Here is a 25,780-nt window from a genome sequence, read left to right as displayed (position 1 = left end):
TCACTTTCATTTGTGACTCCTATCCTTTTTGCTTATACTGTAAAGTAGCAGGGTTTTGTTGAAATAGAAGGAGATTGTTTATGAGTAAAACGAAACAATTAATAGAGGAAGCAAGTAATTTTATTACGATTTGTTATAAGGAGCTTCATAAAGAACAATTGATAGAAGAACGTATAAAAGAAATTCAAATTGAGATAGAGAAGACAGGGACATATGAGCATACATTTGAAGAACTTGTTCATGGTTCACGAATGGCATGGCGTAACAGTAATAGATGTATTGGAAGACTATTTTGGAGTAAGATGCACATATTAGATGCGCGCGAAGTAAATGATGAAGAGGGTGTATATAATGCATTAATTCATCATATTAAATATGCAACGAACGACGGAAAAGTTAAACCAACCATTACGATTTTTAAGCAATATCAAGGTGAAGAAAATAATATAAGAATTTATAATCACCAATTGATTCGATATGCAGGATATAAAACAGAAACGGGAGTGATTGGTGATTCTCATTCCGCTACATTTACGGACTTTTGTCAGGAGCTTGGTTGGCAAGGAGAAGGTACGAATTACGATGTATTGCCACTTGTGTTTTCTATAGATGGAAAAGCGCCTATATATAAAGAAATTCCGAGAGAAGAAGTAAAAGAAGTGCCAATTGAACACCCAGAATACCCTATTTCATCACTTGGAGTAAAATGGTATGGTGTTCCAATGATTTCAGATATGCGTTTAGAAATTGGCGGTATTTCTTATACAGCCGCTCCGTTCAATGGATGGTATATGGGAACAGAAATTGGGGCGCGCAACTTAGCAGATCATGATCGTTATAATTTACTTCCGGCTGTTGCGGAGATGATGGATTTAGATACATCGAGAAACGGTACCTTATGGAAAGATAAGGCGCTAATTGAGTTGAATATTGCCGTACTACACTCCTTTAAAAAACAAGGAGTTAGTATTGTTGATCACCATACTGCTGCACAACAATTTCAGCAATTTGAGAAGCAAGAAGCTGCTTGTGGTCGTGTTGTAACAGGTAATTGGGTATGGCTTATTCCACCATTATCTCCAGCTACCACCCACATTTATCATAAACCGTATCCGAATGAAATTTTGAAGCCAAATTTCTTTCATAAATGATATTTAGTATAGGTTTTTTCTGTGAAATATAATTTTTTTAAATTACTGTTATGTAGCAAATGGAAGCCTTTACTCTCGGTTATTTTTGGAAGAGGCTTTTTGAACCAAGGAGTTCCTTATGTTATAATCAAATTTCTGTTTCGAAGACCTTATAGAAATATAAGGTCTTTTGTTTTGCTTTTTTATGTAAGAGGAAGAGATTCTTTCTTTTTAATAAGGGATTTGGCATATTTTTAGGGACAACATAAGTATGTGGGAAGTCGATAAAATGTTATGCATATATAATTATTGTGTTTTGGTTTTAAACAATAAAACATAATAAAGTTGTTTTTTTAGATTGCTGAGGAAGGAGGAAGTGTAAATGAGGATGAAGAGTCGAAAAACTGATTGGCCTGTATTTATTATTAGTGGTGGTTCACTTTTATTATTTGTAATTGCAGTTTTTTTGAACAAGGATTATGTAGAGAGTGCGATTAATAAAAGTTTCGCTTTTTCAATTAAATATTTCGGTGCCTTCTGGCAAGTTTTATTATTAGGTACATTTATTGTTGCGATGTGTATGGCGTTCTCCAAATATGGGAGAGTTAAGCTTGGAGGATTAGAAAAACCTGAGATTAGTACGGCAAAATGGCTTGCTATTATTATGTCTACATTACTTGCCGGAGGTGGCGTTTTTTGGGCAGCAGCAGAGCCAATGTATCATTTGATGACGGTGCCACCAATACATGATGGTATATCTGCTGGAACGAAAGAAGCAGTCATGCCTGCTTTAGCACAAAGTTATATGCATTGGGGATTTTTAGCATGGACGATTTTAGGTACAATTAGTGCGGTAGTTATGATGTATGGACATTATCATAAAGATATGCCGCTAAAACCTCGAACGCTTTTATATCCTATTTTTGGGGAAAAATTAAGAAAGAGCCTGCTTGGAACGATAATTGATGCAGCTGCAATTATTGCAGTAGCTGCAGGTACAATTGGCCCAATTGGATTTTTAGGTTTACAAGCAAGTTATGGATTACAAGAATTATTTGGAATTTCTGATGTGTTTACTACTCAATTAGCAATTATTGTTTGTGTGGTGGCCGTGTCTACCATATCGGCAGTAACAGGTATTGATAAAGGGATTCAAATTATAAGTAATTTAAATGTTAGATTAGCAATTGTATTAATGGCATTCATATTACTATTTGGGCCAGGAGGATTTATTATTGATTCGTTTGTTTCTTCGTTTGGATTTTATGTAAATGAGTTTATACCGATGAGCACATACCGTGGTGATACAAGTTGGTTAGGATCTTGGACAATCTTTTTCTGGGGATGGTTTATTGGATACGGACCAATGATGGCAATTTTAGTGAGTCGAATTTCAAGAGGGAGAACGATTCGAGAAATCATCGTTGCAATTGGAATTATCGCACCTATTATTACAACGTTTTGGTTTACTATATTAGGTGGATCAGGCGTGTTTTATGAGTTGATGAATCCTGGGTCTATCTCGGACGCATTAAGTGAATCTGGTATGCCGGCAGCTATGATTGCAATTACAGGACAATTGCCACTTTCTAATATTATTGGACCAGCATTTCTTTTATTAACAATTTTATTTGTAGTGACAACAGGAGATTCAATGGCGTATTCCATTTCAATGGCAGTGACTGGAGACGGAGATCCTAGAATTAGTTTGCGAATTTTTTGGTCGCTTATTATGGGCGCAGTTGCAGCAATTCTTTTATATATGGGTGAAGGAAGTATTAATGCGCTACAATCGTTTATCGTGGTGACGGCAGTTCCGGTATCAATTTTGTTATTCCCGATGCTATGGTTAGCGCCTAAAGTTGCGGGAGAATTAGCATTAAAACAAGGTATTGTAAAAGAAGAAGATAAAACTGCATTCTTATTTCAGAAGGCTAGTAAATCAAAATAAATAAAAACGTAAAAGAGGAAGCATCTTAAATGAGATGCTTCCTCTTTTACGTTTAATCTAATACTTTTCCCTTTGTTTCTGGTACACATAGTAGCATTGTAATTAACCCGATTGGGTAGATGATAAAAATTAAGGACAATGCTCCAAGTAGGTTGCCACCTGTAGCGAGTAAGCCAATAATAACAGGCCCAAATCCAGCTAACCCACGTCCTGTACCGAAAATAAAGTTTTCAGCGGTAGAGCGAGCTTCAGCAGGATAGTTTTCAGCTAAAATTGCTCCAAACCCTCCCATCATTCCATTTGCAAAGAATCCAAGCAATGCACTTCCCCATAATAATAATGTTGAATCTGTGAATAAGAAGAAGTAAATGAGACAGTATACTGTACCGCCAATATAATAGATTGCAAAAGTTTTACGGCGACCAATTTTATCAGCCAGAATACCAAAGATTGCAATTCCAATTAGCATACCGATGGTAGAAATGAACATCCAGCCACTTGCTTTTGCTAATGTATAGTTATATTTATTTGCTAAAATAGTGGGCATCCATGTGAAGATTCCGTAATATCCGAAGTTTTGGATAAACGACATAATAATAAGACCGATTGTTGTAATTGTTACTTTTTTATTGGCAAATAACTTTCGAAGTGGGAATTTTTTTATATGTTTTAGTTGTTCTGCTTCAGTAGTTGTTAATTTACCTGCAGCTTCTTTTTGCAATAGTTCCTTTTTGTAGCGTTGTTTTTGCTCCCATATTTTCGGTTCACTTAAACTTTTACGGACATAGACAGCTAGTAAAGCTGGAATTAATCCAAATAAGAAAACGGCTCTCCATCCAAAGTGCGGGACAATAAATGCTGGAAGGAGTGAAGCAACCAGTACACCAAATTGCCATCCAAGTGCAACAACAGATGTCGCTTTAGCGCGCATTTCTTTAGACCATGTTTCTGTTACAATGGCCATTCCGATTCCGAATTCACCACCAACCCCCATTCCAACTAAAAAGCGCAGAATTAATAATTGCCAGTAGTCTGTTGCGAAATAAATGAGTGCGGTTGCTAGTGAAAACAGTAAGATTGTGAAGGCCATTGTACGAATACGGCCAAATAAATCAGCAATAAATCCAAATAAATAAGAACCAATTAACATCCCTATTGTGGTAGCTAATGTTAAGTTTCCACCTTCAACAGGACTTAAGTGAAACTCTTTTAAAATATAGACAAGTACGAAAGATAATAGCAACATATCTAAACCTTCTGCTGCATATCCTAGCGCAGAACCAAATAATGTTTTATATCTTTTCGCTTTCGTCTCCTCTGTTGCTTGTTGTACATCAGTAGTGACGTTCATTATTACTCCTCCTTATTTTCTACAGTCGCTATGGAAGAATAACAAAAGGCCTTCTCACCTGATATGATGAGAAGGCCAAAAAAGCATACGTATCCCCAAAAAAGAACATACGTATATTGTATTCCGACTTCCTTCTCAACCTCACGGGGTTGGGTTAAAGGACTGTATTATATTACTTTATTTTTAGCACTCTTCTATTGTATTGTCAAATAAAGAGGAAGTTATTATGTGTAAAATATTTCAAAAAACATTTCGTTCTTCTTGACGCCGACTTCATTATTTTCCCATAATAAAACTAACTAAATAAAAAGGAATGAATCAAAGATGCTAAATTTAGTACTCATGATGATCGAACGAGTCGGACTTATAGTTATTTTAGGATTTTTACTCTCTCATATTAAAACTTTCAGACGCCTCCTTCATAAACAGGATGGCTATGTAGATAAGCTTAAGCTTATTTGTATTTTTTCGGTATTTACAATTGTAAGCAATTACACTGGGATTGAAATAGCAGGAAATACGATTATGAATGAAAACTGGTTACAAGGTGTTTCTTCTTCAAGTACAATTGCGAATACGCGTATTATGGGTGTTGGTATTAGCGGCTTACTTGGTGGCCCTATTGTAGGGGTTGGAGTCGGATTTATTGCTGGTATTCATCGTTATATGCTTGGTGGTACGACAGCGCTAAGCTGCGCAATCTCTTCTATTTTAGCTGGGATTATAACTGGTTATATCGGATATATTTTCAAAAAATATAATCGTACAATTACTCCTAAATTTTCAGCAGTTTTAAGTGTTTTTATCGTATCTTTAGAAATGCTTATGATTTTATTAATTATAGAGGATGGAATTAGCGTTGTGAAAACAATAGCGATACCAATGATTCTTGTAAATAGTTTTGGAAGTTTTATTTTACTTTCTATGATACAAGCTATTTTGCGTCAGGAGGAGAATGCAAAGGCACTTCAGACTCATAAAGTATTACGTATTGCAGATAAAACGTTACCGTATTTCCGCCAAGGCTTAACAGAAGAATCATGTAAGCATGTGGCACAAATTATTCACCGTTTTACAGGAACAGATGCGGTATCCTTAACAGATACAGAGAAAATATTAGCTCATGTTGGATTAGCATCAGATCACCATATTCCTTCACATAGTTTAATAACCGGTTTGTCGAAAGAAGTGTTAAACACAGGGAAAATAATGAAAGCGAAATCACGTGAGGTTATTAATTGTCAACATGAAGGCTGCCCTTTGCAAGCGGCGATTGTAATTCCACTAACTTCGCATGGAAATACGATAGGGACATTAAAACTCTATTTCAAAAATCCTAACCAGTTAAGTCGTGTGGAAGAGGAATTAGCAGAAGGGTTAGCAAAAATATTCTCCACGCAGTTAGAGTTAGGAGAAGCTGAGTTGCAAAGTAAATTACTTCAAGATGCGGAGATAAAAGCATTACAAGCGCAAATTAACCCACACTTTTTATTTAATGCGATTAATACAGTATCAGCTTTATGCCGAACAGATGTAGAAAAAGCAAGGAAGTTATTATTACAGCTTAGCGTATATTTCCGTTGTAATTTGCAAGGGGCACGTCAGTTATTGATTCCACTAGAACAAGAATTAAACCATGTACAGGCATACTTATCACTAGAACAAGCAAGGTTCCCAAATAAGTATGAGGTAAAGATGTATATTGAGGATGAGCTAAAGACAACTTTAGTACCACCATTTGTTCTTCAACTATTGGTTGAAAATGCATTGCGACATGCTTTTCCGAAGAAGCAACCAGTATGCGAAGTAGAAGTGCATGTTTTTGAAAAAGAGGGTATGGTTCATTTTGAAGTAAAAGATAATGGACAGGGAATTGAGGAAGAACGTTTAGAACAATTAGGAAAGATGGTAGTTTCGTCAAAGAAAGGGACTGGAACAGCTTTATATAATATTAATGAACGTCTTATTGGATTATTTGGAAAAGAAACGATGCTTCATATCGAAAGTGAATTAAATGAGGGGACAGAGATTACTTTTGTTATTCCAAAAAAAGTAGGGGAGGAAGAGCAGATTGTTAAAAGTACTAGTAGTTGACGATGAAATGTTAGCACGTGATGAACTAAAGTATTTATTAGAGAGAACGAAAGAAGTTGAGATAATTGGTGAGGCTGATTGTGTGGAAGACGCATTAGAAGAACTAATGCAAAGTAGACCAGATATTGTGTTTTTAGATATTCAATTATCCGATGATAACGGATTTGAAATCGCGAATATATTAAAGAAGATGAAAAATCCACCTGCAATTGTATTTGCTACTGCCTATGATCAATATGCGCTGCAAGCATTTGAAGTAGATGCGTTAGACTACATTTTAAAACCATTTGATGAAGAGCGTATTGTGCAGACATTAAAGAAGTATAAAAAACAAAAACAAGCGCAAATAGAAACGAAGCACGAAATAAAGGGGACAGATGTAACAGCAGAGATGCATAAATTAGCATTACCAATTGAAGAATCAATCGTACTTGTGAATATTGAAGATATTATATATGTAGGGCTTGTAGATGGGAAAGTAACAGTAAAAACAACGAGGGAAACGTATGTAACACATGATACACTTGTAATTTTAGAGAAGAAGTTACCACAAGCAAGCTTCATGCGCGTACACCGTAGCTTTATTGCGAATATTAATCATATTACTGAAATTCAGCCATGGTTTAATTCTACTTATAATTTAATCATGAAAGAAGGATCGAAAGTACCTGTTAGCCGTACATATGCAAAAGAACTCAAGAAGCTGCTTCGTATTTAAGAAGCAGCTTTTGTATTTCATCCTTTTATATTTGTAACTGATTCTGTATATTTGACGTTCTGTTATGTAAACGCTTACTTATGCGTTTGTATCCTATACAATAAAGGTACCAAATCGAAAGAGGTGGCCAAAATGAGTACGAAAAAAGTATATAGTTTCTTATCACAAGCATTCATATTCTCAGCTATTATGTTAATTTCTAATATTATTGCAACACATTTACCAATTCCAATGCCTTCATCGGTAATCGGGTTAGTTATTTTATTTAGTCTATTATGTTTAAAAGTTATTAAATTGGAGCAAGTTGAATCACTCGGAACAGCTTTAACAGGTATTATTGGATTCTTATTCGTCCCATCAGGTATTTCAGTTATTAATTCTCTTGGTGTAATGGGGCAATACTTTGTACAAATTTTAACTGTAATTGTTGTAGCAACAGTTATTTTACTCGCTGTAACAGGGTTATTTGCACAATTTATTTTAGGAAAAGATGAAAAAGAAACAGAAGATACAAAAGAATTGAAAGTAGTAAATAAAGGACGCAAGCACGGAAAGGTTGCGTAACCATTGCATTTATATATTGTTAGGAGGTAATGAACATGGCAAGCACAATGACTCCATATTTCGGAATCGTCGTTTCATTAATCGCATACGGAATCGGAACATTATTATTCAAGCATTCAAAAGGGTTCTTCCTATTTACGCCATTATTCGTAGCGATGGTATTAGGGATTGTCTTTCTAAAGGTAGGTAACTTTACTTTTGAAGAATATAATACTGGCGGAAAAATGATTAGTTTCTTCTTAGAGCCAGCAACAATTGCATTTGCTATCCCACTCTATAAACAAGTTGATAAGTTGAAAAAATATTGGTGGCAAATTTTATCAGCTATCGTGGTTGGATCTATTTGCTCAGTAATTGTCGTGTTCATTGTTGCAAAAGCAATCGGTTTAGATACAGCAGTAATGAATTCAATGCTACCACAAGCAGCAACAACAGCAATTGCGTTACCAATTTCAGAAAGTATTGGTGGTATTCCAGCAATTACATCGTTTGCAGTTATTTTCAACGCAGTTATCGTATACGCATTAGGAGCATTATTCTTAAAAACATTTAGAGTGAAACATCCGATTGCAAAAGGTTTAGCACTTGGAACAGCGGGTCATGCATTAGGAGTTGCGGTAGGAATTGAAATGGGTGAGGTAGAGGCAGCGATGGCAAGTATTGCTGTAACAGTAGTTGGGGTTGTAACAGTAGTTGTCATCCCAATGTTCATACCATTCATTGGATAGTAAAACTTACTTAAAAAACAAGAAAAGCAAGCTATTTGTAGGACAGATTTCTACTGATAGCTTGCTTTTTATGTTACAGTAGTGGTAAGACCTATTTAAAAAAATATAAGTTTCCTTAAATCTTCATTAATACTATGTAGAATACGTTTTGAATTAGGTCATTGTATTGTAAAATAAGAAGTAAGCTACTATATACCTGTTAAGGTAGGCATATAATGAGTTTATAAAAATCTTAATATGAATGAATAATTAAAAGTAGAAAAGAGAGAGAAATCTACTTATTAACGTTTTAGTTTATAGGACAGGAGAGAGTATTCGTCGATTATGCAAATAAAAAACCTGTTTCAAAGTAAAGGATTTCAGAGGTTACTCGTATTAGTAATACTTGCTCTCGTGTTATACGGGCTGCAAAGTATGTTGAATTTAATATTAATTACGTTTATTCTCACGTATTTAATGGATCGATTCCAAAAGTTTATTTCCCGCAAATTAGATCATTTCATGCCTATTAATCGAAAAATTATTATAGCATTTCTATATGTAATGTTAATTGGTGGAATTGCTATTACGCTATTTAAATATTTACCAGTATTGACGATACAAATTTCACAACTGATTTACCAATTCAATGTATTTTTAAGAAACCCACCAGATAGTGAACTAATTAAGTATGCAGTTAATGCTGTCAATCATATGGAGCTTTCTAAATATGTAGGACAAGGCGTAGACATTTTGTATAAATCGATTACGAATGTTGGTAAATTTGGCCTTCAAGTTTTACTTTCTTTAATTTTGAGTTTGTTTTTCTTATTAGAAAAATCTCGTATTGTTGGTTTTACTGCAAAGTTTAAAGAAAGCAGGCTTGCAATTTTCTATACTGAAATTGAGTACTTCGGAAAGAAATTTGCACGTTCATTTGGAAAGGTAATCGAAGCACAATTTTTAATTGCTGTTGTTAACTGTGTTCTTTCAGTTATCGCATTATGGATATTAGGATTCCCGCAATTATTAGGTTTAGCATTAATGATTTTCTTGCTTGGATTAATTCCAGTAGCGGGGGTTATCATTTCGTTATTCCCACTTTGTATGATTGCTTACAATATTGGCGGTATTATGTACGTTGTTTATATTTTAGTTATCGTAACAGTGATTCATGCGCTTGAAAGTTACGTATTAAATCCGAAGTTTATGTCGCAAAAAACAAATTTACCGATTTTCTATACTTTTATGGTATTAATTTTCTCAGAGCACTTCTTAGGTGTATGGGGACTGATTATCGGTATTCCAATCTTCATTTTCTTACTAGATGTTTTAGACGTGACAAGTGATGAAATGGAGAAGGATGTTGGAAAAAATAAAGTGAAGTAAAGAAAAAGCATCGATGTTCGATGCTTTTTCTTTTATAACATTATGTTTCTTATGCCATACTGTAAGGAGAATATAGAATAGGGGTGAAGTAATGGCTGTAAATGAAAAGGTAGAGTTAGCTACATTTGCTGGAGGGTGTTTCTGGTGTATGGTTTCTCCATTTGAAGAGATGGAGGGCATTATACAGGTTATTTCAGGTTATACAGGCGGTCATAAAGAGGACCCAACGTATAAAGAAGTGTGCTCAGAAACAACAGGACATTATGAAGCGGTACAAATTACATTTGATGCAAATAAAATGTCGTATGAGGAATTGTTAAATATATATTGGAGACAAATTGATCCGACCGATATTGGAGGACAATTCCACGACCGCGGACAGTCTTATGAAACAGTGATTTTTTATCATAATGAAGAACAACATAAAAAAGCAGAAGTCTCAAAAGAAGAACTTGAGCAGAGTGGGCGCTTTTCAAAACCAATTGCGACAAAAATACTACCAGCAGCTACATTTTATCCAGCTGAAGAATATCACCAAGGATATCATAAGAAAAACACATTCCGCTATGAGTTATATCGTAAAGGCTCAGGACGAGATGCTTTTATTAAGCAACATTGGCCAAAGGATAATGCTCATTTAAAAGAAAAACTCAATGAGATGCAGTTTTATGTAACGCAGGAAAATGGTACAGAACCACCATTTCGAAATGAGTATTGGAACCATAAAGAGGAAGGTCTTTATGTAGACATCGTTTCAGGTGAGCCGCTATTTACTTCTCTAGACAAATTTGATAGTGGATGTGGATGGCCTAGTTTTACAAAACCAGTTATGTCAGCAAGTGTGAAAGAAAAGATGGATGTGAGTCATAATATGACGCGTACAGAAGTGAGAAGTAAGGAAGGAGATTCACATCTTGGGCATGTATTTCCAGACGGTCCAGGACCAAATGGACTTCGTTACTGCATTAATTCTGCAGCCCTTCGATTTATTCCAAAAGAGGAATTAGAGAAAGAAGGCTATGGTGATTTTCTAGTCTTGTTTGGAAATAAAAAATAACCTCGCAGTTAGCGAGGTTATTTTTTATTATTTTGTTTTTTTCTTTTTAAATTTGCTTAATACTTCATAAACGATTGGAACAATAAGAAGTGTTAATAACGTTGAACTTGTTAATCCACCAATTACCGTTACACCAAGTCCTTTAGAAATTAAGCCACTACCTTCAAATCCTAATGCAAGCGGGATAAGAGCACCAATTGTTGCAATTGCAGTCATTAAAATTGGACGAAGGCGTGTTGCACCAGCTTCTAATAAAGCTTCACGTGTTGATAGTCCTTCATTTTCTTTATGAATAACGCGGTCGATAAGCACGATTGCGTTTGTTACAACGATACCGATTAACATAAGCGCCCCAATCATTGCAGATACACTTAATGTTTCACCAGAGATTAATAAGGCAACAAGAGCTCCGATAATTGTAAATGGTAGCGAGAATAAAATTGCGAATGGTGCAAGGGCACCACCAAATGTAACGACAAGAACGAAGTATACAATGGCAATCGCAGCTAACATCGCTAAGCCAAGTTGCTTAAATGATTCTTCAATATCTTTTGTAACGCCGCCCATAGAAACATCTACGCCAGAAGGAAGATCCATTTTATCTACTTCTTTTTGAACAGCGGCAGATGCTTTTGAAACGTCATCAGATGTTAGTTTTGCACTTACTTCTGCATAAACACGGCCATCGCGGTGTTTCACTGTATTCGAAGTTTCACCTTCTTTTACAGTCATAACATCTTTCACAGCCACTTCAGTACCAAGTGGTGTTGTAATTTTACGATTTGTTAAGTCATCGATTGTTGCATAATTTTGTTTTTCAGCTTCGACATATACGTTGACATCTTTACCGTCTTTTTTAATTGTTGTCAGAACAGGTCGATCATGTTGATTAGAAAGTCCCATTCCAATTTGAGCAGCCGTTAAGCCCATTTTACTCAGCTTTTCTTGATCTGCGACTAAAGTGTACTCTGCATATGTTTTTGCAATACTAGAATCTATATCTTTTAAGTCTTTATTTTTCTTCATGATATTTTGAATATCTTTTACGACAGGCTTAATGTCTTCTGAGCTATCTCCGTAAACGTATAGTTTAATTTCGTTACTACCGCCACTTGCTCCGAAGTCTTGGTTTTTCCATTCGCCTTTGCCAGACATCTTCTGTAAATCTTTAACGACTTGTTCTTTCTCTTTTTCAAAGTTTTTCGTGTCGTTATCATATTGCACGAAGAACATTGCTTGGTTTGATTGACCAGGACTCATTGGGTTTTCGCCACCTAATGAGAATTGAATTGTTTTGACGTCTTTATTATTTTGGAAGTGCTTCTCAGCTTTTGTTGCAATTTTTTCAACGTCTTCTAACGTTTGACCTGGTTCAGGGTTGTATGTTGCGATAATCATTTTTTCTTCTTCAGAAGGTAAGAAACTTACACCGATAACTGGTACAAGTGCAAGACTACCAACTAATAGAAGGACAGCGATACTTGATGTAATAATTTTGTGATTTAAAGCCCATGCAAGTATGCGTTTATACCCATTTGCTAATTTACTTGGTTTTTCTTCATGATGTACTTCTTTTTCCCTCATGCTCTCTTTCTTAAATAAGGAATGAGCTAGCATCGGTACGATTGTAACTGCTACTAGTAATGATGCTAATAAAGCGAAGACGATAGTTAAGGCGAATGGTAAGAACATTTCACCAATCATACCTTTTACTAGTCCAAGTGGTAAAAATACAGCAATTGTTACGATGGTAGAAGACATAATTGGGATAAACATTTCTTTCGTAGCTTCACGAATTAAATCTTTTCCGCGCAATTTCTCTTCTGATAACGACATACGTCGGTAAATATTTTCAATAACAACAATTGAGTCATCGACAACGCGGCCTATAGCAACGGTCATTGCTCCAAGTGTCATAATGTTAAGCGTAATATCCATTTGCTTTATGACTAAAACAGCAATTAATAAAGAAAGTGGTATTGAAACGACAGAGATTAATGTTGTTCGAATATTTCGTAGGAACAGCATAATAATAACGATCGCAAAGATAGCACCGAAAATTGCTTTGCTCAGCATTGTTTCTACTGATTTTTCAATAGGTGCACCTTGATCGAATGTTGAAATAATCTCTAAGTCTTTATACTTTTTCTCAAGTTCTTTTACTTTATCTTTTACTGCATTTACAACATCAACTGTATTTGCATCAGAGGCCTTCACAATTTGAATTCCAATTGCTTCTTTTCCATTTGTTCGAGAAATGGATTCTGCTTTCCCAACTTCTTTAATGTCAGCAATTTCATCTAATGTAACTGTTGGAATCCCGTTCATAGCGGCTGGATTCATTTGTGGCGTTTGTGCACCAGTGCCAGCATTTTGACTACCTTGACCGTTAGGTGAGGAAGGTATAGCTGGGATTTTAAGTTCTTTTAATGTTTTAATCGTTGTAATATTGCCATCTACAACAACTGATTTTTCCGTGTCTTTAAATGTGTATAAGCCAAGTGGTAAAGATACATCCGATCCTTTAATCACATTTTTTACAGTATCTTCACTTAGTCCTAGTTCTTTCATTTTATCTTTCTTAAAGATGAGCTGTACTTCATCTACTTGTTGACCAGCAATTTGAACAGATACAACACCATCAAGTCCTTTTAATCCCGGTACAACATTTTTTTCTACATTTTCAGTTAAAGTAGCTAAAGATTCATTCTTGCTTGCTACGCTTAACGAAATAACGGGAAAAGCATTGAAGTTTACTCGTGAAACTTTAGGATCTTTAACACCTTCTGGGAGTTTTACATTTGTGAGAGCTTCTTTAATTTCTGTTTCTGCTTTTTCCATATTTTTGTCAAAATCGTATTCTACTTGAATAGAAGATGCGTTTTGAAAAGATGATGAACTCACAACGTTAACACCGCTTAAATTTTGTAGTTGTTCTTCCATCGGCTTTGAAACTTTATCAGCTACTTCTTCTGGTGTAGCACCAGGATAGACCGTAGTTACTGTCACAATCGGTGTTGTAATATCAGGAATTGTTTCCAGCTTCATATTGAGTCCAGAGTAGATCCCCGCAATAGTAACAATAATGGTTAGTAGCCAAACTGCGAACTTATTTTTTAACGAGAAATTGATGGTTTTGTTCATGTTTGCGCTCCCTTTGTATTATATTGACCAACTGGTCAGTCTAATACATAATATAACTGACCGTTCGGTCAATCGTCAATAAAAAGGGATGGTATAATACATTTATAATAAGATGCGAGATTAAATTTAGGAGAGAAGATATGAAAGAAAAAGAGCGTTTAATTATAGAATCGGCTATGAAGTTATTTGCTACTAAGGGTGTAAATGCGACATCAGTGCAGGAAATTGTGACAGCTAGTGGTATATCTAAAGGAGCTTTTTACTTATATTTTAAATCGAAAGATGAGCTTTTATTAGCGACACTTCGATATTATTATGACAAAATCCAAAAGAAAATGCTGGATATTGAACAAGAGTCTTTATTACCACGTGAAAAATTTGCAAAACAATTACATTGTCAGTTTAATGATATACAAAAACATAAAGAATTTATTATTATGCATGCGAGAGAAAATGCAATTCCGTTTAATAAAGAAGTAGAAGAATTTATGATGCGGATGAAGTTAGAGTCTCATGCATTTTATCGGAATAGTTTATTGTCCATTTATGGTGAAAAGGTTATGCCATATTTATTGGATTTAGTAATTATAGTAGAAGGCATATGCCGTGGTTATTTAGAGTTAATTATTTTACAAGCACCAGAAATTGATTTATCGTATGTCGCTGCTTTTATTTTAAAAAGAGTAGATCATTTAGTAGATGGCTTAGTAGAATCTTCGGAAGAACCTATTTTACATGAAGAAAAGCTTGGAGAATTCCTTTGTAAATCAGAGCTTATTAAGGAACAAGTTAAAGAGCATTTTTTAAAAGAAATTATTGTATTTAAGCGTAGTTTAGCTGATCAATTAGAGGATGATGAGTTGTTAGTAACGTTAGATGTTTTAGAGGCGGAAATACGATTGCTTAATCCAAGAATTCCAGTAATTAGAGGTATGTTAGCAAATTTAGAGGCGTATCCGGAATTAAAAGAATTTCGATTACGACTTATAGGATACTACAATATAAAAAATTCTTAATAAAAATAAGTAAAAAACTCCTTGTCTACACAAGGAGTTTTTTCTTAAAGACTATTTACTATTTTGAGACCATTCTTCAACATCCCAAACTTTTGTAATCCAATCTTCATAGAAGTCCGGTTCGTGACATACAAGGAGGATTGTTCCTTTATATGCTTTCATAGCCTTCTTAAGTTCCGCTTTTGCTGTAACATCAAGATGGTTTGTCGGCTCATCAAATAGTAGCCAGTTACTTTCCTCACCCATTAGCTTACATAAACGAACTTTTGCTTGTTCTCCACCACTTAATTGACTTAATGGGCGAGAAATATGTTCATTTTTTAATCCGCATTTTGCTAACATCGCACGAATTTGATGCTGGTCTAAACCAGGGAATGTATTCCATACATCATCAATTGGTGTTATATTGTCAGCTTTAACTTCTTGCTCAAAGTATGCAGGCTCTAAGAAGTCACCAAGGCTTGTTTTACCGCTTAAAGGCTTAATTTTACCTAAGATTGTTTTTAGTAACGTTGATTTACCAACACCGTTACATCCAACAATAGCAATTTTTTCACCACGTTCGATCGTCATTGATAGCTTTGGTAGTAGCGGATGTGTATATCCGATTTCTACATTTTCACCTTCAAAGACGAAGCGACTACTTGCGCGACTTTCTTTAAATGAGAATTCAGGTTTAATTGCTGTTTCTGGGCGATCAATAAGTTCCATGCGATCAAGTTGCTTTTGACGACTCTTTGCACGACCTGTCGTTGAATAACGAGCCTTGTTTTTTGCAATGAAGTCTTCTTGCTTTTTGATAAACTCGCGCTGCTTTTCATAAGCGTTTATATGTTGGTTTTTATTGATTTCTGCTAGTTCTAGGAATTTTTCATATGTCGCTGTATAGCGTGTCATTTTTGTGAATTCTAGATGGAAAATAACATCAACACATTTGTTCATAAATTCTGTATCATGAGAAATTAATAAGAATGCATGTGGATATTCTTTCAAATAATTTGTTAACCAATGAATATGTTCAACGTCTAAATAGTTAGTAGGTTCATCAAGCAATAACACTTCTGGCTGTTCAAGTAATAGCTTTGCAAGCAATACCTTTGTACGTTGTCCACCACTTAGTGCTGAAACATCACGATCTAAACCAATAGCATCAATTCCAAGACCACGTGCAGCCTCTTCAATTTTCATATCTAGTAAATAGAAACCACCTGCTTCAAGTGCATCTTGTATTTCTGCCATTTGTTCAAGAAGTTCTTCTAGTTCTTCTGGTGTAGCAGTTCCCATTTTTTCTGTAACTTCATTTAAAGCTTTTTCCTTTTCGAATAACGGTAAAAATGCATCCGCTAGTACGTCACGGATTGTACGTCCAGGCGTTAAAACAGTATGCTGATCTAAGTAGCCGTAATGTGTGCCCGGTGTCCATTCTACACGACCTTGGTCATGAATAAGCTGACCAGTAATGATATTCATGAATGTTGATTTACCAACACCGTTTGCACCAACTAATCCAACGTGCTCACCTGCTAATAATCGCATAGATACATCTTTAAATAATGTACGATCACCAAATGTATGTCCTAATTTTTCAACTGTTAATAAGCTCATAGTATCCTCCGTCCAACTTGAAATAGTACCTTGAATCATGATACTAAATTCTTTCATATAATGCCATCATTTCAAAATGTATATTTTTTCAAAAGAAGTGTTTGTAAATGTTAGTATATAAAAAAGTTACTTCTACCTACAGAAGTAACTTTTTGGTTATGCCTTTTGTTTAACTTCACTAACTTTCTTTTCAGCTACAATAAAATGCGGTCTACGTTTTGTTTCATAATAAATACGACCGATATATTCACCAATAACACCTAGGAATATGAGTTGAATACCGCCAATAAATAGTATAGCGGAAATGAGAGTAAAGTAACCAGGAACTTCCACACCACCAAGGATGATTTGAACGAACGTAGTGATTACGTATAAAAGTCCTAAAATGGTTGTTAGTAATCCGAGATATATAGATAGACGTAACGGTTTATTATTAAATGAAATTACACCATCAATTCCGTAATTTAATAATTTCGAGAAGGTCCATTTACTTTCTCCATCAGAACGTAATACATTTTCATATTCAATGATTAATTCGTTATAACCGATCCAAGAAAATAAGCCTTTTGAAAATCGGTTGTATTCACTTAAAGATAATAAAGAATCTACTGCTCTTCGACTTAAAAGTCTAAAGTCACCAATACCGTCTACTAATTCAATATCTACAAATTTATTCATCACTTTATAGTAAAGACGAGAGACGAAAGAGCGAACGGGTGAATCACCAGTTCTTGTTCTTTTTGCAATGACTTGGTCGTAGCCGTCGTTATATCCTTCTAACAGTTCTTTTATTAACGTAGGAGGGTGTTGTAAGTCAGCATCCATAATAACAATTGCATCGCCTGTAGCATATTTTAAACCAGCTAACATTGCAGCTTCTTTTCCGAAGTTTCGACTAAATGATATGTAGTGTACTGACGAATCTGAACTAGCTAAATCACGTAAAATATTTAAAGTATCATCTTTACTACCATCATTAACAAAAACAAATTCATAATCGGTAGTTAATTTATGAATTTCAAGAGAAGTCTCTGAATAAAAGGCACGAAGCACCTTTTCTTCATTGTAGCATGGTACTACTATTGAAAGGGTCATTTTTGACACTCCTTGTTTGTAGTGGATTAAAATACTATTTATGTATTATTATAGGAAGCTATCTAAATAGATAGCTTCATGTTTCATTGAGTGCTCATTATTGATTTTTAAAAGAGAGTTTTCGTCGTGCATTTGGATTTGTGAAAATTAGTAAAGCTATACAAATAATTAGTGAGATGATTGATATAGTCATACCTAATTTGAAATAAGGTGTAACGTAAGTCATTTCGATTACATGTGAACCTTTTGTAATGGGAACACCGATAAAGGCAGAATTCGCTTTCGTAAATTCTGTTTCTTTTCCATCAATTTTTATAGTCCAGCCTTTACTATATGGGACAGATAAATATAAAAGCCCGTCTTTATTTGATTTGATATCCCCCTTTAAATAATTGTTCTTATAATAAATATTTTCAAGCCTATTTTCAGTTAGTTTTTTTGTTTCTTTTTGTACACTTTCATAGTTTACAATATTTGCTTGCAAGTCACCTAATTCATACTCACCTGCCATATCAATAGAGATAGTTAGATTTTCTGGACGCTCATTGCCCAAATTGTAAACAAACCTTTCTAACGGATAAGAGTATGCACCAGCATCGTCACCTTTTCCTATCGTTTTTCCATTAACAGTTGCATTGAATGTGCCTGCATTTTTTAATTTTAATTCTATCAGTAGATCACCAGGTGTATCAGGATAATTGATAGGTACAATCATATTTCCAAAGCCATGAACAATTAGTTTATTTTCTTGTTTTTCCATGTTTTCGAATTTTGCTTTTTCCGTTTTAATAGATACTGCCTTTGATTTAAGGTCTTGTTTATTAAAATGGTTTAATGAAAATTCTTTTGTATTATTAACGACAACAGCATGTAATAATAATTGATCACGCTGAGCGAAGTTTAATTTAGAAAATTCTTCCTCACTTATAGCCGAATCATATACATATCCTAACGGTAAAGCATAGTCATTTTTGTAAATATTATACGGTCCTACTTGCTGTAATAGTTTATATCCATAAGGCACATTCTTTGAATCTGTATCAGCACTTAATACGCGATATTTTACACCTAGCATATTTTCAAGTAGTAGTCGACTATCAGCTTGATAAAACATTGAAGGTGTATCGTACATTTGGAATACACCATATTTATTTTTCATAAAGTCATGGACATAATAATTAACTAAGCTTTGATACGTACTTAAGCCATGATAACCTTGTAGCATTGGTGTGTTATATTCGCTATATGGATTAAGAATACGATAAAAGTCTTTATCGTTTTCTTGTATGTAGCGAATTGCAGCAATTTCTTCTTTATTATCATAGCCTGGTTCGTGTAACTTTTCAGTTGAAATCTGGCTCTGTCCGTAAACGGTGCTAAGTATATTATTCGCATACATATAATTCATAGAAACGGTGCTAACAAGGACGTTCAATACAACTAAAAATTGTATGAATGATTTAGAAATATAGCGCCATAAACATACTGTAATAACAGAAAGAACGACAGTTCCGAGTAAAATGTTATCAACGTCTTGTAAAGGTTTATCAGTTACATTTATATTTGCCTTTCTATAAAATGCATAAATGAATAATCCAATAGACACTAATAAACTTATTAAATAAGGTAATTTGTAGTCTTTCTTATGAATAATCATCCAATCTAGAATGTATGCAATTGTTTGGGCAATTACAAATACAAATAAATAAAACCATCTAGATTGCATTGCTGAAAAACCATTAAACACAGAATATGTATATGGAAGCATAAACAGAATGAACATGAATAACGTAAAGAATACTTTACTTTTAACGAGTTTATCACGTATAAACATTCCAAATACGATTAAGAATAAAATTAAAGCTGGTAAAGCTAATTGATGATTTTCAGCATTATACATGAAGAAAATATTTTCCATTAAATCTTTATAAAATTTATCTTCAAATAATAATGGTATCTCAAACTTTTTTGATAGTCGATCAGCGCTAAATACGGCATTAACTGATGGGAGGAAGCAAACGGCAGCTAAACCGAGTGATAATCCGTACAATAAACCGATTCTAATATAATAATTTAGAAAAGAGACAATCGTTTTATTTTGTTGTGTCGCAAAGTATTGGAATAATGCATAAATAAATATGAAAATACTTGTGATAAAAGCAAAATAAAAGTTTGATGCTAACATTAAAGTAGCGGTGATTAGGAAAAGTCCGCGCTTCTTTTCAATAATATATTTATCAAGTCCCCATATTACTAATGGTAAAAATACAATGGCATCAGCCATGAAATCCCATAGTAAAGAGTGGCGGATGAAAGTAATACAGCCACCATATATAATAGCAGCAACAAAAGATGAAAATGCTGTTTTATTATGGTAACGTAAAGAACCATACATGAATAACATAGCTAAAAAGTTTTTTAAAATACTCATATATAATTTCACGTCATATACTTGCTCAAGACTTAGTTTAGGTAGTAACAGTGTAATCCAGAAAAACGGTGATGTGCTGTAATAATAACTAAACTCTCCAAATAAATCTCCACCTAATCCATAATCAAAAGACCAAAAAAGGTTGCCATCTTTAAAGGCATGTTGTAGAAGAAACGTAAAAAAGCCAAATTGACGTAACGCATCCCCTGTACCAGAAAAGGCTTGATTAGATGTTAAAAAGAAATAATGAAAAGCAAAAGCGCACAATAATAATATTGGCATAATTATTATTGTTTTCTTGGAAAAGAATTTATTATTCGGCTTTATGCTCATAAAAATTGATAATCCTCCTTTGAAAGTCGTTACATGTAGCAACTAGTTTTTAGGTAGCATATAAAAACACACCAATTTTTAAAGGTGTGTTCTTTAGTTTTAACATGAGAAAATATATATTTTTTTTGAAGCATATATATTTTTACAAGCGTTGAAGTTCATAGTTTACATATAATTTAGTATAAGGCATTTTCAGAAAGTAAGTCAATTTGAGCTGGAATATATAGCATTTTTTTACTGAAGAAAAATGCTATATATAAAAAAGCAAAAAGCTTTTCCATTTTTAAATAGGAAAAGCTTTTTGCTTTTAAGCATGTTTGCGAATGAGCTTTTGTTTTATAAACGCTAAAACGAATCCACGTATTTGAGGATCAATTACAATTCCAATCATACCGTATAGTATACCAGTAAGAGTTAAAGCAATTAGTGGCGGTAAGTTGATTAATGCAACTCGGTATATACCGTAACTAATAATAAAGGCCAAGGAATTAAATATAATTCCTTTAACTAATAATTGCATGCCTTTACGAATAAAGAGGGTAAATCCAATTAATAGTGTAATTTCGGTAAGTATGGCTGCGGCAGCTGCCCCCATCATTCCATATTTACTACCTAATACAATATAACCTATGATGGCAACAACTAATCCAATAGTCATTGTTGTTGCACGTTTCCATTGCTGGCCAATCGTTGTTAAATTATCGGCTAGTGGATAGTTAATTGATTGTAAAATAACCATAAACGCTAGAATAGCAAGAGCGTCACCAGCGGGAGCGTATTTTTCTCCTAATAAACTAACAATCCAGAAACTTGGATCAGCAATAAAGGGGATAGAAATTCCCATTCCTAAAAAAGACATAAGTTTTAATTCAAAACTTGATAATTTTCTATGTTCTTCAATGTTTTGCTCATTACCAAAAGCAAAAAGCCTTGGATAAAATGCAGCTGCAATTACTCCAGGTATTTGATATAGTACGGCAGGTATTTTATATGCAGCACCAAAGAATCCAACTTGCTTATATGTTGAAACTTTTTCTAATATAATAGGCCCTAATTGTGGTAAGAGCATAATGATGATTCCATTGATTGTGAAAATAAGTAGTTGATCTAAAATACCTTTATCCCAACCCTTATGTACTTTCGTGTAACGTATTGTCATTATAAAGGCGATAACACCTGTTACAAGACTAGATACCCCGTACATGGCAGCAACCATCATAAGTGACCATTGGAAAGACATCCCTAGTAATAGGGCAGCAGCAGCTGTTACACCTTGTAGTACAGAAATAATAGCTGTAAATTGCATGCGTTCTGTTACTTGGAAGTAAGCCATACCAACACCTTGTAAGGTTGCTCCGAACATTGTTGGTAGGACAACCCAATATACCATCGCACGTAAGTAAGCGTCGGGATAGAAGAACTGGGCAAAAATAGCGAAAAGTACAGAAATTACGATAGCTAATATTAAACGAATACGTAAATAACTACTTATTAGTACGCTAATATTAGCATCGCTTCTTGTTCCTTCACGCATAAATGTATGTGTTAAACCTGCATCTGTAAAGTAACAAATAACAGCTGAAACAGCTAATGCAGTTGTAAACATACCGTAATCCTCTGGAGAAACATATCGTGCAAAGAGAATTGTTGCAATAGCCAGTACAAAACGGACAGTAATGTTTCCTACAAAGAGGTAGGATGCGTTTTTTAGAATTTTATTTGTTTTCATGAGAAAAGACCTTTCTATTCTTTAGGACCTGGTTAGCTTGTCCTATTTGTAAATTTGATTTGTTCACAGAAAGAGAGAGTATCGTTATATTTTCAGTTTAAGAAAACAGAAATTTAATTCGTACAAACCAAAGCATTGCATATAGTTTTTTACTACGCTTTCCATTCTTTGAATAGATTTTACGGCAATATTTCTTAATATCTTTTTTGATTAATTGAACTTGTGATTTATCTAATTGAGAGTTTTCCTTAATATATATACAAGCGTTATTGATGACTGTATAAGGGAATAAATAAGTCTCAAGAATCTCAATAAGTGACTGAGGGTCTTTCGTAATGAAATCTTGAGATTTGTTATGTACCCAATCTTTCATACGATTGAATACTTCTAGCTCTTTTGTCGTTTTTAATTCATAATCTTTATACTTAGAAGAAAGATTTCCTTCTGATAAGATTCTATAATAAGTTAAGTATTCATCGACATAACATACATTTGTCACACTCATAAGTTTAAATAAAAACTCTAAATCTTCGCCCCAACTACATCCTGGTGTAAAACGAATGTTATGATCCATTACGATGGATCGTTTGAAAATCCAAGTACTTGTTTGAGCAACAACTTGATGTGTTAGGAATGCTTTTGCCATATCACCTTTAATAAAGTTTGTTGTATGTTCAACCTTCTCGCCTGTTTCTTCGTAGAAATTCATATAACCACAATAGCACGCGTCCATTTCGTTTTTATGCATACTTTCGACTTGCTTCTCAATTTTAGTTGGATGCCATAAGTCATCACTATCAAGAAAAGCGATATATTCTCCGCTAGCATTTTCGATACCTGTATTACGGGCTACCGAAACACCTTGGTTTTTTTGATGAACGTATTTTACTTGCCCTGGGTATTTTTCAGCAAGGTTTTTCACAATAGAAGGTGATTGATCTTTACTTCCATCATCTACAATTACAATTTCAATGTTTTTATATGTTTGATCTAGTATTGACTGCATCGTTTCTTCAATATATTTTTCCGTGTTATACAGAGGTATGACAACAGAAACAAGTTGCTTTTGTTCCATCATAGAATTTTTATCTCCTCAAGTTTTTTATGTCTTGCATCATATATACAAGCCTTTTGAAAGGAAGAAGATTACAAGAACATCTGTATAAGTTTAACGCATATAAACTTTGTAAATCAACTTTCTATTAAAAAGGTGTCGGGAAGTTAGATTCTTATGATTAATTGTCGTATTTCAAACAGCTTTATCATGTCTATTGTATATAACTTCTTATTCATGCCATTTTAACTTATTAGTAAGTAGGATGTATTTATCGTAACGATTATGAAGGCGAATAAATTAATATTGAGAATAAAAAAACCTCTTAATTTATCCGAAAATTAAGAGGTTTTTTATATTAGCTTTGAAATATTAGGTTAGTCTTTGTCTGGCTCAGTTGCATTTAATTTTTGCTTTAGTAACGCATAATCTTGCGTTAATGTTACAAGTTGATGATGTTGTTTAGAAATTTTTCTTGTTAGGTCAAAAATTAAGATGAAACAGAATAATAGTCCAAATAAGAATAAAATGGAAGGGGGATATTCTACTTTTAATAGTTTTCCAATCCAGTTTATAATTTTATCGGTAGAACTTAAAATAGCCATTGCAATACAAACGAAAATCCATAAAACAGCATATTTCGTTTCTAAAGTTCCACGGCGAATGGAATTAATAATTAATAATAATAATAATAAAATAAAGATGAATGAAAAGGTAATTATAGGCATTTATTATCAACCTTTCACGATTTTTTGCATCAATATAGCAAGACTTACTTTAATCATGTAATATGCAGATTTAAAAGGTGTGATAGAAGATTGTCCACCTTGTCGCTCTTGCATATTTACAGATATTTCATTAATGCGAAGTTTTTTCTTTTTTAAATGAATAAGAACTTCTGGTTCTGGATAGTCTTTTGGATAGTTGTGTGCAAAAATTTTAATTACTTCTCGATTGATAGCACGATATCCAGAAGTTGGATCCATAAATGTTTGTTTTGTTAGTACTTTCAATAGGGCAGTAAAATAAAAAATACCAATCCTTCTGGAAATACTACCTTTATATGCTGTTTTTTCTGTAAAACGTGACCCTAGCACCATATCGCATTCATCTTCAGCGATTGGCTTTATTATTTTATATAAATCATCTGGATTATGTTGTCCATCAGCATCGAACTGAATCGCAATATCATATCCGTTCTCATATGCGTATTTATATCCAGTTTGTACAGCTGAGCCAATACCTAGGTTATATGGTAAATTCACAAGGTGAACAGGAAAATCTTGTACGATTTGAGCTGTTTTATCGTGTGATCCATCATTAATAACACAAATGCTTAATCCTGTAAAATGCTGTTTTAGTTTTAATAATCTTGTTAATGTATCTGCAATTGCTTCTTCCTCGTTATACGCTGGAATAATAATTAACGTTTTTGGTATTGAAATTGGTACTTCAATAGTCATTACCGCACCATCCCTTATATACTTAATCATATTATGGTTATTTTTAAACGAACTTTATTTAATATACCATTAACAGTATAACAAAATAAAGGAAAAGCTGGTGCATGATTTAGGAGAACAGATTGAGAATAAAATGGTAAGAGGTGATATTTTGTATAAAAAAATACATGCAAGGAAGAAAAAATCTGTGCATGTATATGGAAGAGTATTGTATTAAATATTCCAAGGTTTATTTAAAGTTAAAACCTCAGCCATTTCTTTGCTTTTTAAACGTCCTTTTTTTCTATTTTCCGCACGTTCTGAACCGGTTGTGTATAACCAATGTTCTTCCTCAGTTTCAGGAAGTACTTGTGGTACGGACGAAGGTTTTCCATCTTTTATTGCCACAAATGTAATGAAGCAAGTAGCGGCAATTCTACGCTCGCCTGCTAATAAATTTTCTGCGATTACTTTTACGAAAACTTCCATTGAAGATTTCCCTGTATAACATACAAATGCTTCATAACAAACAGAATCAGCTTGGTGAATTGGAGTTAAAAAATCGACTGAATCAATAGATGCTGTTACGCAATGTTTACGACTATGTCTTGCAGCCGCAATTGAAGCAATACTATCAATTTCTGCTAATAATTTCCCTCCAAAAAGTGTTTGGTGATTATTTAAATCGTTAGGAAAAACACGTGTTGTCTTAATTGCTTTAGATTCTCGCATGAATTTCTTTTCCATATATTCAGCCCCTATAGTCTGTTTTCAATCAGAATAATATGTGTAAGCGGATTACTCATATTAGATATTTAATGAAGTAAAGTGTATTCCAAAAGAGGATTATTTAAACTTCTGTATTTGTATTCATGTAACTGAAAGAAAATTTATTTTATCTAAAATGTAGTGTAAAAGAGGATTCGCTTACATTGCAAGTAAAAAGTAATGACTATGTATTTGTCATAGA

General features: G+C 33.8%; 19 protein-coding genes. 9 read left to right on the top strand and 10 right to left on the bottom strand.

Annotated features, from left to right (window positions below):
- The first annotated feature begins 80 nt into the window (after positions 1 to 80).
- A complete protein-coding gene (locus MHB52_RS27895) occupies positions 81 to 1,151 on the top strand; it encodes a nitric oxide synthase oxygenase (protein ID WP_000047625.1) in 1,071 nt (356 codons plus the stop codon).
- Positions 1,152 to 1,512: 361 nt separating this feature from the next.
- Positions 1,513 to 3,081 (top strand): BCCT family transporter, encoded by a 1,569-nt coding sequence (locus tag MHB52_RS27890; protein ID WP_001242442.1) that lies wholly within the window; start codon positions 1,513 to 1,515, stop codon positions 3,079 to 3,081.
- Positions 3,082 to 3,133: 52 nt separating this feature from the next.
- Here MHB52_RS27890 and MHB52_RS27885 read toward each other — a convergent pair whose 3' ends face one another.
- A complete protein-coding gene (locus MHB52_RS27885; RefSeq protein ID WP_001103402.1) occupies positions 3,134 to 4,432 on the bottom strand; it encodes an MFS transporter in 1,299 nt (432 codons plus the stop codon).
- 324 nt (positions 4,433 to 4,756) lie between these two features.
- On the opposite strand from MHB52_RS27885, the gene lytS reads away from it, so the two are divergent.
- The 6 genes from lytS (at position 4,757) to msrB (ending at position 10,961) form a co-directional block, all read left to right on the top strand.
- On the top strand, positions 4,757 to 6,526 hold the full coding sequence (gene lytS, locus MHB52_RS27880) for a two-component system sensor histidine kinase LytS (RefSeq protein WP_000933589.1): 1,770 nt from the start codon (positions 4,757 to 4,759) through the stop codon (positions 6,524 to 6,526).
- The gene (locus tag MHB52_RS27875) at positions 6,504 to 7,244 is read left to right on the top strand and encodes a LytR/AlgR family response regulator transcription factor (protein WP_000921841.1); all 741 of its coding nucleotides are present in this window, start codon (positions 6,504 to 6,506) and stop codon (positions 7,242 to 7,244) included. The genes lytS and MHB52_RS27875 overlap by 23 nt, the downstream gene beginning before the upstream one ends.
- Before the next feature lie 132 nt (positions 7,245 to 7,376).
- Entirely contained in the window at positions 7,377 to 7,808 is a 432-nt protein-coding gene (gene lrgA / locus MHB52_RS27870) for an antiholin-like murein hydrolase modulator LrgA (RefSeq protein ID WP_000104901.1), read from the top strand.
- 35 nt (positions 7,809 to 7,843) lie between these two features.
- Complete coding sequence (gene lrgB / locus MHB52_RS27865; RefSeq protein WP_000168868.1) at positions 7,844 to 8,536, top strand: antiholin-like protein LrgB; 693 nt, start codon at positions 7,844 to 7,846, stop codon at positions 8,534 to 8,536.
- Between the two features lie 324 nt (positions 8,537 to 8,860).
- On the top strand, positions 8,861 to 9,904 hold the full coding sequence (locus MHB52_RS27860) for an AI-2E family transporter (protein WP_001166010.1): 1,044 nt from the start codon (positions 8,861 to 8,863) through the stop codon (positions 9,902 to 9,904).
- 91 nt (positions 9,905 to 9,995) lie between these two features.
- Positions 9,996 to 10,961 (top strand): peptide-methionine (R)-S-oxide reductase MsrB, encoded by a 966-nt coding sequence (gene msrB / locus MHB52_RS27855; RefSeq protein ID WP_016118975.1) that lies wholly within the window; start codon positions 9,996 to 9,998, stop codon positions 10,959 to 10,961.
- 27 nt (positions 10,962 to 10,988) lie between these two features.
- Here msrB and MHB52_RS27850 read toward each other — a convergent pair whose 3' ends face one another.
- A complete protein-coding gene (locus tag MHB52_RS27850; RefSeq protein WP_061664263.1) occupies positions 10,989 to 14,105 on the bottom strand; it encodes an efflux RND transporter permease subunit in 3,117 nt (1,038 codons plus the stop codon).
- A gap of 140 nt (positions 14,106 to 14,245) precedes the next feature.
- On the opposite strand from MHB52_RS27850, the gene MHB52_RS27845 reads away from it, so the two are divergent.
- On the top strand, positions 14,246 to 15,121 hold the full coding sequence (locus MHB52_RS27845) for a TetR/AcrR family transcriptional regulator (RefSeq protein WP_000659645.1): 876 nt from the start codon (positions 14,246 to 14,248) through the stop codon (positions 15,119 to 15,121).
- A 51-nt stretch (positions 15,122 to 15,172) separates the two neighbouring features.
- Here MHB52_RS27845 and MHB52_RS27840 read toward each other — a convergent pair whose 3' ends face one another.
- The 8 genes from MHB52_RS27840 to MHB52_RS27805 form a co-directional block, all read right to left on the bottom strand.
- Positions 15,173 to 16,726, bottom strand: coding sequence for an ABC-F family ATP-binding cassette domain-containing protein (locus tag MHB52_RS27840; protein WP_000055410.1), 1,554 nt, complete (start codon positions 16,724 to 16,726; stop codon positions 15,173 to 15,175).
- 156 nt (positions 16,727 to 16,882) lie between these two features.
- Complete coding sequence (locus tag MHB52_RS27835; RefSeq protein WP_000175827.1) at positions 16,883 to 17,821, bottom strand: glycosyltransferase family 2 protein; 939 nt, start codon at positions 17,819 to 17,821, stop codon at positions 16,883 to 16,885.
- A gap of 97 nt (positions 17,822 to 17,918) precedes the next feature.
- Positions 17,919 to 20,585, bottom strand: a complete 2,667-nt coding sequence (locus tag MHB52_RS27830; RefSeq protein WP_000023700.1) for a YfhO family protein — start codon at positions 20,583 to 20,585, stop codon at positions 17,919 to 17,921.
- Positions 20,586 to 20,892: 307 nt separating this feature from the next.
- Positions 20,893 to 22,314 carry an oligosaccharide flippase family protein gene (locus MHB52_RS27825; RefSeq protein WP_000856143.1) on the bottom strand — a complete coding sequence of 474 codons (1,422 nt, stop codon included), beginning with the start codon at positions 22,312 to 22,314 and terminating at the stop codon, positions 20,893 to 20,895.
- A 97-nt stretch (positions 22,315 to 22,411) separates the two neighbouring features.
- On the bottom strand, positions 22,412 to 23,392 hold the full coding sequence (locus tag MHB52_RS27820; protein ID WP_061664264.1) for a glycosyltransferase family 2 protein: 981 nt from the start codon (positions 23,390 to 23,392) through the stop codon (positions 22,412 to 22,414).
- A gap of 353 nt (positions 23,393 to 23,745) precedes the next feature.
- A complete protein-coding gene (locus MHB52_RS27815) occupies positions 23,746 to 24,096 on the bottom strand; it encodes a DUF2304 domain-containing protein (protein WP_001121774.1) in 351 nt (116 codons plus the stop codon).
- A 6-nt stretch (positions 24,097 to 24,102) separates the two neighbouring features.
- Positions 24,103 to 24,831, bottom strand: a complete 729-nt coding sequence (locus MHB52_RS27810; protein WP_000151539.1) for a glycosyltransferase family 2 protein — start codon at positions 24,829 to 24,831, stop codon at positions 24,103 to 24,105.
- 213 nt (positions 24,832 to 25,044) lie between these two features.
- Positions 25,045 to 25,557, bottom strand: coding sequence for an acyl-CoA thioesterase (locus MHB52_RS27805; RefSeq protein WP_000412123.1), 513 nt, complete (start codon positions 25,555 to 25,557; stop codon positions 25,045 to 25,047).
- Positions 25,558 to 25,780 lie beyond the last annotated feature (223 nt).

Origin of the sequence: Bacillus sp. FSL K6-0073, from assembly GCF_038006085.1 — a bacterium.
Lineage (GTDB): Bacteria > Bacillota > Bacilli > Bacillales > Bacillaceae_G > Bacillus_A > Bacillus_A cereus.
Note: the sequence above shows the minus strand (reverse complement) of the source record. Positions and strands in the feature narration are given on the sequence as shown.

Coding starts and splice junctions, on each gene's coding strand:
- MHB52_RS27895 (WP_000047625.1), top strand. CDS start 81: ATGAGTAAAACGAAACAATTAATAGAGGAAGCAAGTAATTTTATTACG.
- MHB52_RS27890 (WP_001242442.1), top strand. CDS start 1,513: ATGAGGATGAAGAGTCGAAAAACTGATTGGCCTGTATTTATTATTAGT.
- MHB52_RS27885 (WP_001103402.1), bottom strand. CDS start 4,432: ATGAACGTCACTACTGATGTACAACAAGCAACAGAGGAGACGAAAGCG.
- lytS (WP_000933589.1), top strand. CDS start 4,757: ATGCTAAATTTAGTACTCATGATGATCGAACGAGTCGGACTTATAGTT.
- lrgA (WP_000104901.1), top strand. CDS start 7,377: ATGAGTACGAAAAAAGTATATAGTTTCTTATCACAAGCATTCATATTC.
- lrgB (WP_000168868.1), top strand. CDS start 7,844: ATGGCAAGCACAATGACTCCATATTTCGGAATCGTCGTTTCATTAATC.
- MHB52_RS27860 (WP_001166010.1), top strand. CDS start 8,861: ATGCAAATAAAAAACCTGTTTCAAAGTAAAGGATTTCAGAGGTTACTC.
- msrB (WP_016118975.1), top strand. CDS start 9,996: ATGGCTGTAAATGAAAAGGTAGAGTTAGCTACATTTGCTGGAGGGTGT.
- MHB52_RS27850 (WP_061664263.1), bottom strand. CDS start 14,105: ATGAACAAAACCATCAATTTCTCGTTAAAAAATAAGTTCGCAGTTTGG.
- MHB52_RS27845 (WP_000659645.1), top strand. CDS start 14,246: ATGAAAGAAAAAGAGCGTTTAATTATAGAATCGGCTATGAAGTTATTT.
- MHB52_RS27840 (WP_000055410.1), bottom strand. CDS start 16,726: ATGAGCTTATTAACAGTTGAAAAATTAGGACATACATTTGGTGATCGT.
- MHB52_RS27835 (WP_000175827.1), bottom strand. CDS start 17,821: ATGACCCTTTCAATAGTAGTACCATGCTACAATGAAGAAAAGGTGCTT.
- MHB52_RS27830 (WP_000023700.1), bottom strand. CDS start 20,585: ATGAGCATAAAGCCGAATAATAAATTCTTTTCCAAGAAAACAATAATA.
- MHB52_RS27825 (WP_000856143.1), bottom strand. CDS start 22,314: ATGAAAACAAATAAAATTCTAAAAAACGCATCCTACCTCTTTGTAGGA.
- MHB52_RS27820 (WP_061664264.1), bottom strand. CDS start 23,392: ATGATGGAACAAAAGCAACTTGTTTCTGTTGTCATACCTCTGTATAAC.
- MHB52_RS27815 (WP_001121774.1), bottom strand. CDS start 24,096: ATGCCTATAATTACCTTTTCATTCATCTTTATTTTATTATTATTATTA.
- MHB52_RS27810 (WP_000151539.1), bottom strand. CDS start 24,831: ATGACTATTGAAGTACCAATTTCAATACCAAAAACGTTAATTATTATT.
- MHB52_RS27805 (WP_000412123.1), bottom strand. CDS start 25,557: ATGGAAAAGAAATTCATGCGAGAATCTAAAGCAATTAAGACAACACGT.